The following is an 8,699-nucleotide window of genomic DNA, read 5'->3' as shown; positions in this document are numbered from 1 at the left end:
CGGCTAGGCCAACCGGACACCGTTGAGAAAAACTCATCCTCGCAGAAATCTCGCCTGCCATAGGTGTGGGCGATCAACGAACGGATGAAGGATTCGTCTTCACCGATGAAGGTCGGCCGCTTCATCTCGCCGCCGCTGAAGCTGGTGCTTGGCAGAACGCCCGCGCCTTCGTTCACCAGCGACAGCGTGAAGGCGATGCGCGCCAGCGTAGCTTTTTCCAGCTTGGTCTCGAAGCGCAGCGCGCTCAGGACCTCATCGGCGTCGCTCGATGTATAAAGCCGGTCAGCCATGACCTTTCTCCCAGAAGTAGCCCTGGCGTATGGTCGTCAGCTCCTGACGCTGATCGAATTCCAGACTTGCCGCACCGCTCAGACGCGGTTTCAGCGAACGGTAGTAATTGCTGTCGACCTCGGTGTCGGTCGAGAGGATGATCACCTGCTCGCCCGCATTGGGAAAATAGTTGTTCACGATGTTGTCGCGGTGGGTGCTGTCCAGGCGCGAGAGCGGCGTATCGATGATGATCGGCAGCTTCAGCTCGCTGGTTTGCGCAAGGCCCCACAGCAGCGACACGGCGAACACCTCTTTTTCCCCCGCCGACAGCGCCGACTTGCGGATCTGGTGGCCGCTGCGGTCCGTGATCTTGATTTCGTAGGTCTTGTCGTCGATGGTGATGTCCTTGATCAATCCGCTGCGGCTTGAAAGCAGCCGGTACATCTCGAAGGTCTTTTCCTGAAGCAGATGCACCTTGTTCTTGCGCAGACGGACGACGAACTGATTCAGGACGCTGGCAATGTTGTCGCACTCCTCGATGAAGTCCGCCTTCTCTTTCGAGACATGATGCTTTTCATAGAGCTTCTCGATCTCCAGCTCGATCTCGCGGATTCGCTTGTCGAGGCCGAGGATATCCTCCTCGACCAGCCGAAGCTGCTCGGTCTTACGCCCGATCTGGGTCGAGCCGCTTTCCATCGTGCTCTGTAGCTCATCGAACAGATCCCGCTCGGTCGGCGTCAGACCACCGACCTGGGTCGTGCCTTCGAGCTGTTGGATCTGGGTCTTCAGGCCCATTGCCTCGTCGAGCAGCGGCTTGATCAGGAAGACATCACTGCTCTCCAGCGACTCCATGCGGTTCAGGACCCGCGCCGCCTCGCGGTCCGACAGATCCAGGATCTTGACGACATCCGTCGCAGGATCGCCTTCTTTGAGCAGACGGTAGATGCGTCGCTCCAGCTCGGTCATCCGCTCGGGCGAGAGCGTTTCGCTGAAGATCGGCTCCGGCTCCTCGACCACGCGCACGATGCGTTTGGCCAAATCGGCCGCATGCTCGCGGATTGCCTCGCCGCTGGCCGATTCCCGCTCCGTCTCGATTTGACGCCGGATGCCGTCGAACAGCTTCCCCGCGAGACTGAAGGGCAGCGCCTTCTCTGAGAGCGCGCGAATCTCGCTTTCCACCGGCCTTGCCAGGCCGCACAATGAACAAGGCCGTGTGTGGTCGTCCGCATAGAAGCGCCCACGTTTTGGATCCGGGATTGGTCTGTAATCTTACCCTCCAAGCAGCTTGAGCATGTGGGCTGACTCGCACCCGCCCAACAATCCTGCCCTACAACCCCAACTCCCGCCAACGCGCCTGGATGCGCTTGACCGACACCGGACCGGCGGTGCCGAGGGTCTGGGCGAAGAGCGAGACGCGCAGCTCTTCGAGCAGCCAGCGGATCTCGTCCAGTCGCGCGTCCTCTCGGCCGGCCTTACGGGCGGCGGCGGTGCGCTCGCGCCAGCGGGTCAGCAGCTCGGCCATGACCGCCATCTGCTCGCGGTCGCGTCCGGGTGCGTGGGCGAGCTTGCCGAGACGCTGCTCGGCGGCCTTGAGATAGCGCGGATACTGCTTGAGCCGGACGTAGGGGATCTGTTGAAAGAAGCCCCGGAAGACCAGTGCATCGATCTGGTCGCGTAGGTCCTGCGCCGTCGGCTGCCAGTTGACCTGGGTGATGGCGGCGAGGCGCTGGCGCAGGGATTGGTAGGCGGCGAGGATCTCGGCGGCGAGGCGGGTGACCTCGTTGGCGGTCGGCTGGAGCCGGCCGTGGGATTCGGCGAGACGGGCCTCGAAGTCGGTCTGCGTTCGGATGGGCGGACGGTCGTCGAGGAAGGTCCGATCCAGGATGAGGGCCATCAGCTCGTCGGAGAGATCGGGTGGGCGGGGCTCGGATCGGCTCGGCGGGCGCGACGGCTGTCCGCCGGATTTCGGTGCGCACGGGCGTTTGGTCTCGGGGAATTCCGGGGCGGGACGCCCCGGCTCCCTTGCGGGTGCCTTGGCGTAAAGAAGGCGCAGTCGGTCCAGATCCTTGAGCGATTGGCGGATCGGGCGCAGGGTCGCACCGAGCGTCAGGGTCAGCAGCCGGCGCAGGCCCGCACGGTGGGCGCGCTCGGCGACCTCGGGCGCATCCAACACCCGCACCGCCACGTTCTGGCCTTCGTCGACCAGGGCCGGGAAGCCGCGCATCCGGATCCCGCCGCGGGTGATCTCGACCTGCTCGGGCAGGTCGCCGAAGTCCCAGCGCGTAATGCCCTCGCGCTCCAGCTCGGCGTCCGGAATGCGGGCAAACCGCGCCTGCCCCGCTTGGCCGAAACGCTGTTTAAGCCGTTGCGGATCCTCGTCGAGCGCAAGCGCCCTGCCCGCTTCGTCGACCAGACGCACCTTCATCCGCAGATGCGCCGGGATGGACTCGCGGTCCCAGGCGTCCTCGGGGATGCGCAGCCCCATCTCGGCCGCGATCCGCTCGGCGAGGACCTGGGTCAGGGGCCGATCGACCGGTGCCCGGCCCTCGGCAAGCGCGGCCTTCAGCCCGCCGGCCAGGCGTGCGGCGGTGTCCGGCACCGGGACCAGCGCCGTGCGCAGCCCTTTCGGCAGACCGCGCAGCAGGGCCGTGATGCGCGCCTCCAACAGACCCGGCACCAGCCAATCCAGTCGCTCGGCGGTGACCTGATTGATGAGCGGCAAGGGCACGATCAGGGTCAGACCATCGGCCGACTCGCCAGGCTCGAAGCGGTATTCGAGCGGCAGCGCAGTGGCACCGACCTGGAGCCGGTCGGGGAAATGCTCCGGCGTAATCCCCGTGGCCTCGTGCTGCATGAGATCGGCCGGGCGCAGATGCAGGAGCTTGGGATCCGTGCGGGTCGCCTTGCGCAGCCACTGCTCGAACTGAGGCGTGGAATAGATCCCGGCCGGGATACGCCGGTCGTAGAAGGCATAGAGCACCTCCTCGTCGACCAGGATATCGCGGCGGCGCGCCTTGGCTTCCAGGTGATGGATCGAGGCGATCAGCTCCTGGTTGTGACGCCAGAAGGGTGCACGGGTGCTGAAGTCGCCTTCGACCAAGGCGAAGCGGATGAAGATCTCGCGCGACTCGGCCGGGTTGATGGGTCCGTAGTTGACGCGCCGCTTGGGCACCAGGGTGACGCCGAACAGGGTCACCTTCTCGTAGGCCGCGACCTGCCCGGACTTGGCTTGCCAATGCGGCTCGAAATAGCTGCGTTGCAGCAGATGCTGCCCCGCAGCCTCGATCCAGGCCGGCTGCACGCGCGCGACGATGCGCCCGTAGGCGCGCGTGGTCTCGACCCGCTCGGCCGCCAGGATCCATTTGGGCGACGCCTTGAAGAGTGCCGAGCTTGGATGGATGCGATAACGGCTGTTGCGCGCGCCCAGGTACTCGTGATTGGTGTCGAGTGCGCCGATGTGGTTCAGCAGTCCGGTCAGGAGTGCGCGGTGGATCTGCTCCTCGGTGCCGGCGGTCTGGTTCTCCTTGAAACCCATCTCCAGGATCTGCTCGCGCAATTGGGTCTCGATGTCGCGCCATTCCTGCACCCGGTTGTAGGAGAGGAAGTGACGCTGACAAAGCTGACGAAACTGGTTGCGCGAAAGCGCCCTGCGCTCCTTCTCCAGGAAGCGCCAGAAGTTGAGGAAGCTCAGGAAATCCGAGTCCGGATGGGCGAAGGTGGCGTGAATCTGATCGGCGGCGGCGCGTTGCTCATGCGGACGCTCGCGCGGATCCTGAACGCTCAGCGCGGCGGCGATCACCAGCACCTCGGCTAGACACTGCTGCTCGGCGGCAGCGAGCAGGATGCGCCCGATGCGCGGGTCGACCGGCAGACGTGCGAGCCGACGACCCAGCTCGGTGAGCTCGCCGCGGGCATCGAGCGCGGCCAGCTCCTCGAGGGTGCGCTCGCCGTCGGCGACCAGACGCGGGTCGGGCGGATCGAGGAAGGGGAAGTCGGCCACGTCGCCGAAGCCGAGCAGCTTCATGCGCAGGATCACGGCGGCCAGATTGGTGCGCTGGATCTCGGGCTCGGTGAAGGGCGCCCGGGCGGCGAGGTTGTCCTCGCTGTAGAGCCGAATGCAGACGCCCGAGGCGACACGCCCGCAGCGCCCCTTGCGCTGATCGGCCGAGGCGCGCGAGATGCGCTCGACCGGCAGACGTTGGAGCTGGCGGCGGTGGCTGTAGCGACTGATCCGCGCAAAGCCGGGGTCGATGACGTAATGGATGCCGGGAACGGTCAGGGAGGTCTCGGCGACATTCGTCGCCAGCACCACGCGCCGAGTGCCGTGCGACTGGAAGATCCGCGCCTGCTCATGCGGCCCTTGGCGAGCGTAGAGCGGCAGGATCTCGGTGGCGGGCGGATGATGCTTGCGCAGGGTCTCGGCGGTCTCGCGGATCTCGCGCTCGCCCGAGAGAAAGACCAGCACGTCGCCGCGTCCGACGCGCGCCAGCTCGCCGACCGCATCCGAGATCGCCTGCTGGATCGTCTCGTCGCGCTCGCCGACCGACTCGTCCTCGGGCGGTCGGTAGCGCACCTCGACCGGATAGGTCCGTCCCGAGATCTCGAGGATGGGCGCCGGGCGGCCCTGCGCATCGGCGAAGTGCACGGCGAAGCGCTGCGGATCGATGGTCGCGGAGGTGACGATGAGCTTCAGATCCGGTCGGCGCGGCAGCAGACCCTTCAGATAGCCGAGCAGCACGTCGATGTTGAGGCTGCGCTCGTGCGCCTCGTCGATGATGAGGGTGTCGTATTCGTTGAGCAGCCGATCCTGCTGGATCTCCGCGAGCAGGATGCCGTCGGTCATCAGCTTGATCGCGGTCTCCGGGCGGACCCGGTCGTGGAAGCGCACCTTGTCGCCGACCAGCCCGCCGGCTGCCCCGCCGAGCTCCTGCGCAATCCGATTCGCCAGGGTGCGTGCCGCGATGCGCCGCGGCTGGGTGTGGCCGATCCGCCCGGCGAGCCCGCGTCCGAGTTCCAGACAGAGCTTCGGCAGCTGAGTCGACTTGCCGGAGCCCGTCTCGCCGCAAAGGACGATGACCTGATGCGCCGAGATCGCCTTCGCGATCTCCTCGCGGCGCTCGCTCACGGGAAGCTCGGGCGGATAGGCGATGACCGACGGCACGCCGGCACGACGGCGTTCGAGGAGGGCTTGGGATTCTCGCAGGGTCTGCCGAATGGCAAGCAGACCACGCTCGAACGGCTCGCCCGTACGCGCGCGACGGCGCAGGCCGCGCAGACGTTGGCGCAGCCGGTGGCGGTCCTGAATCAGACAGGTGCCGAGGTCGGCGTCGGTGGGAAACGAGAGGTCGGTCAAGGATGTTTAAACCGCGTCCAGCGCGCTTGGCGGGTCATGGCCGAGATGGCCGAGCCTCCAGACGGACGGCGCTCGCCCGCGCGATGCGCTGAAAGGTGTCGGCTTTGCATCGCGTGCTTAGGTGACGACATCGACAGCCTAAGGCCGAACCGTATCCCGCGCCATAGCGTCGGGGCCGTCGTCATCCGGCCACTGCGTCGTGCTCGCGGCGACCAGCTCAGCCCAGTCATCCGATGGATCACCACGATTCAGCATGGCGCGAAAGACGGCGTATGGAGTCCTCTTGCTCCCTGCCGCGCGAAGGCTGTCGTTGTCGTTGACCCAAGCAAAGACGATGATCCGGGCCTTGGAGTCGAAGCGAAAGAACAGGCGTAAGCGGCGGCCGATCTTGGCGCGACGCCAGTGCTTGAAAGCGTCCCCCATGGTCGTTCCCAAGCGATACTCGTCACGGGACGGGTCGCTCGGCACCTTGTCCAGGATCAAGCATGACAGTGCGTTGAAGAGTTTCACGTTCGTATTCGCCGCGGCGACCCGAGGATCCGCCGCCTTCGCCCGCTCCACTGCGGTCTCCAGTCTGCGGATCTGATCGACAAGGCATTGGTGAAAGAGCAGGGTCCATCCGTGGCGTTGAATCACAACGCCACCTGGCCTTCGATCTCCTCATCCATTGTGATGTCCAACGACTGGGCGGCGACGAGCATCGCCTGCGCCAAATCCTGCGGCAGTGTGACGATGTGGTATCCGTTGCGGATGTCTCGTTCCAACACGGCGAGAAAGCCGGCGATCGCAGGGTCTTCCTCGGACCCCTCGTCCACACGACTGACGACCACTTCGGAGCCTTTGATGTCGAAGGCAACCTTTCCGCCTGCATCGACACCCAATGCCTGCCGGATTGACTTGGGCAAGGTGATTTGCCCTTTGGCGGTCAGAGTAGCGACGGCATGAATGCTCGGCATGGCGATTCTCGTTGAGCTGAATGCCGGTAAGGATATTTCCTTACCGGCATCCATTCAAGAGCGGATCATGTCGACGGTTACCTTCAACGCGTATCCACCCCGCTGAAATCGTAGTCCATGACAGCGCTCGGAGGCTGGACGAAGGGGCCTTGAAGCAAATCGACACCGGCGCGGCACAAGCGCGCGATGGTCTCGGGGGCATCGACTCCACCGGCGATCACCGCACGACGCCGTGCACGCAGACGCTGAACCAGCTCGGCGAGCGGCTCGGCATCGAGCGACTGCACCATGGTGCGCGCGACACGTGCGAAAGCGGCCGGGACACTCGCGAGCACCTGCTCCGAGGCGTCGCCGGCATCGACGCCGTTCAGACACACCGGGATACCGAGCCGTGCCAATCGAGCGACGCGGTCGGATGCGAGTCCCGTATCGGCAGCCGCCTCTTCCACCTGAAACTGGATGACGGGTCGCAAGCAAAAGAGACCGCGCCGGTTGATCTCGTCGCGAACCCGATCGACCCAATCATCGCGCCCCGCGCCGAGGAGCGATTGGTACAGGAACAGCTGTGCCGGCTGGCCGGCGTCTCGGCAGGCCGCGAGGGCATCCAGAGCATTGGCCAAGAGCCAAGCATCGAGTCGCTCGGCCAGTCCGCAGCGCTGTGCAATCGGCATGAAGGCGACCGGCGAGAGCAGCTCGCCGTCCGGGGTCTGCAAGCGTGGCGAGACCTCGTAGCGTACGCTCGGTGACGGGATCAGGGACACCATGGGCTCGAAGAGTAGTTGCAGCCGTTCGGTCAGGATGGCCGTCGACACGGCGTCCTGGTCCGAGTGACGGGCAGGCACGGGGTCGCAACCGTAGCCCAGCGGCAAACCATCGCCGGCCTTTCGGGCCGAGCGCGCCGCCTTGGCCGCCCGCGACATCAAGGTGACGGCGTCCCCGCCGCTGTTCGCCAAGGTGCACCACCCGATTCCGACGGCACGACCGGGATCGGATGCGAAGCCGGTCCGAGACAGCGCCTTCGCGAGCTGCCCGCAGGCGCGTGCGAGGCCTGCGGCATCGTCGCGTCGCATCAGGGCCGCAAGGCTGCGCTCGCCGACGCGCGCGGCCAGATCGGACGCGCCGCACGACTCGGTCACCGCGACGGCGAGACGCATCAGCGCGGTCTCGTCGCCGGCAAGATCCAGCACGACCAGCGCGCGGCGCTCCGCATCCGCCCCGCCACGACCGATGAGCTGACCGAGGCGCCCCAGGAGGCGTCCGAGACTCGCCAGTCCCGTGAGTGCATCGATGGCATCCGGACCAGCCTGGCGGCGTGCGCGCTCGCGAGCGCGCGCCAGTCGCTGTCTCACGCAGGCGACGAGATGGTCCGGCGCGACGGGCTTGGCGAGGAAGTCATCACCCCCGACGCGCAGGGCTGCCATCTGTTGCTCGGCATCCAATTCAGCGGAGAGAAAGACGATCGGCAGATCGGCGAAGCGATCCTGCTCGCGGATGATGCGGGTCAGCTCGATGCCGCTTGCTCCGGGCATGTGCAGATCCATGAGCACGAGATCCGGAACAAAGGCATCGAGTGCATCGAGCACCGCGAGCGCATCGCCCACGCGATCGGTCAGCATGCCGGCGGATTCGAGCACCCGAGTGGCGAAGAGTGCGGCCACCGGCTGATCGTCGACCACGAGCACCCGATCCGGAGCAGCCGTCTGCGCGCCGGCCAGATCCAGAAGCCGATCGGTCAGCTCTTCGATCTCCATCGGCATCTGAATATAGGCCTTGGCACCTGCGCGCATCGCGGTGAGTCGAAAGCGGATGTCGCTCCCGGACGCCAGGCAGACCAGCGGGGGCGGCTCCCCTCCACGTTGCTGCGCCTGGGCGACGAGGACGCCGAGCATGTCTTCATCGGGGAGTGCGTCGAGGTCGACGAGCAAGAGCGTCGGCGAGATCGGGTGTGCACCGTTCAGCCGCTCGGGCGTCTCGAAGATTTCCAGCGTGAACCCCTGTGCGAGCAAAAGCGGCCGAAGCGGCGTGGTCAACTCGGCGTTGCGGGTCAGGAGCTGGATAGCGGGCGCGGATCCGGCATCGGCGATCGTCTGATTCATGGTCGTCGGTCTCGTCCAGGGTGG

Annotated in this window: 6 protein-coding genes; all 6 read right to left on the bottom strand. The window is 66.0% G+C overall.

Going from position 1 to position 8,699, the window contains the following annotated elements; all coding sequences use genetic code 11:
* On the bottom strand, positions 1–290 hold a 290-nt coding region (locus B4N44_RS10910), incomplete at its 3' end, for a DndE family protein (RefSeq protein ID WP_296700636.1).
* On the bottom strand, positions 283–1,449 hold the full coding sequence (locus tag B4N44_RS10905; protein ID WP_296700634.1) for a hypothetical protein: 1,167 nt from the start codon (positions 1,447–1,449) through the stop codon (positions 283–285). The genes B4N44_RS10905 and B4N44_RS10910, both read right to left, overlap by 8 nt.
* Before the next feature lie 148 nt (positions 1,450–1,597).
* The gene (gene hrpA, locus B4N44_RS10900; RefSeq protein ID WP_296700631.1) at positions 1,598–5,623 is read right to left on the bottom strand and encodes an ATP-dependent RNA helicase HrpA; all 4,026 of its coding nucleotides are present in this window, start codon (positions 5,621–5,623) and stop codon (positions 1,598–1,600) included.
* Positions 5,624–5,761: 138 nt separating this feature from the next.
* Positions 5,762–6,256 (bottom strand): type II toxin-antitoxin system YhaV family toxin, encoded by a 495-nt coding sequence (locus B4N44_RS10895; RefSeq protein WP_296700645.1) that lies wholly within the window; start codon positions 6,254–6,256, stop codon positions 5,762–5,764.
* A complete protein-coding gene (locus B4N44_RS10890; protein ID WP_296700642.1) occupies positions 6,256–6,579 on the bottom strand; it encodes a type II toxin-antitoxin system PrlF family antitoxin in 324 nt (107 codons plus the stop codon). The genes B4N44_RS10895 and B4N44_RS10890 overlap by 1 nt, the downstream gene beginning before the upstream one ends.
* Positions 6,580–6,662: 83 nt before the next feature.
* Positions 6,663–8,675, bottom strand: coding sequence for an EAL domain-containing protein (locus B4N44_RS10885; protein ID WP_296700629.1), 2,013 nt, complete (start codon positions 8,673–8,675; stop codon positions 6,663–6,665).
* Positions 8,676–8,699 lie beyond the last annotated feature (24 nt).

Origin of the sequence: Thiocapsa sp. UBA6158 (assembly GCF_002423035.1) — a bacterium.
Taxonomy (GTDB): domain Bacteria; phylum Pseudomonadota; class Gammaproteobacteria; order Chromatiales; family Chromatiaceae; genus Thiocapsa.
The sequence above is the reverse complement of the archived record's forward strand: the minus strand, read 5'-3'. Positions and strand labels throughout refer to the sequence as shown.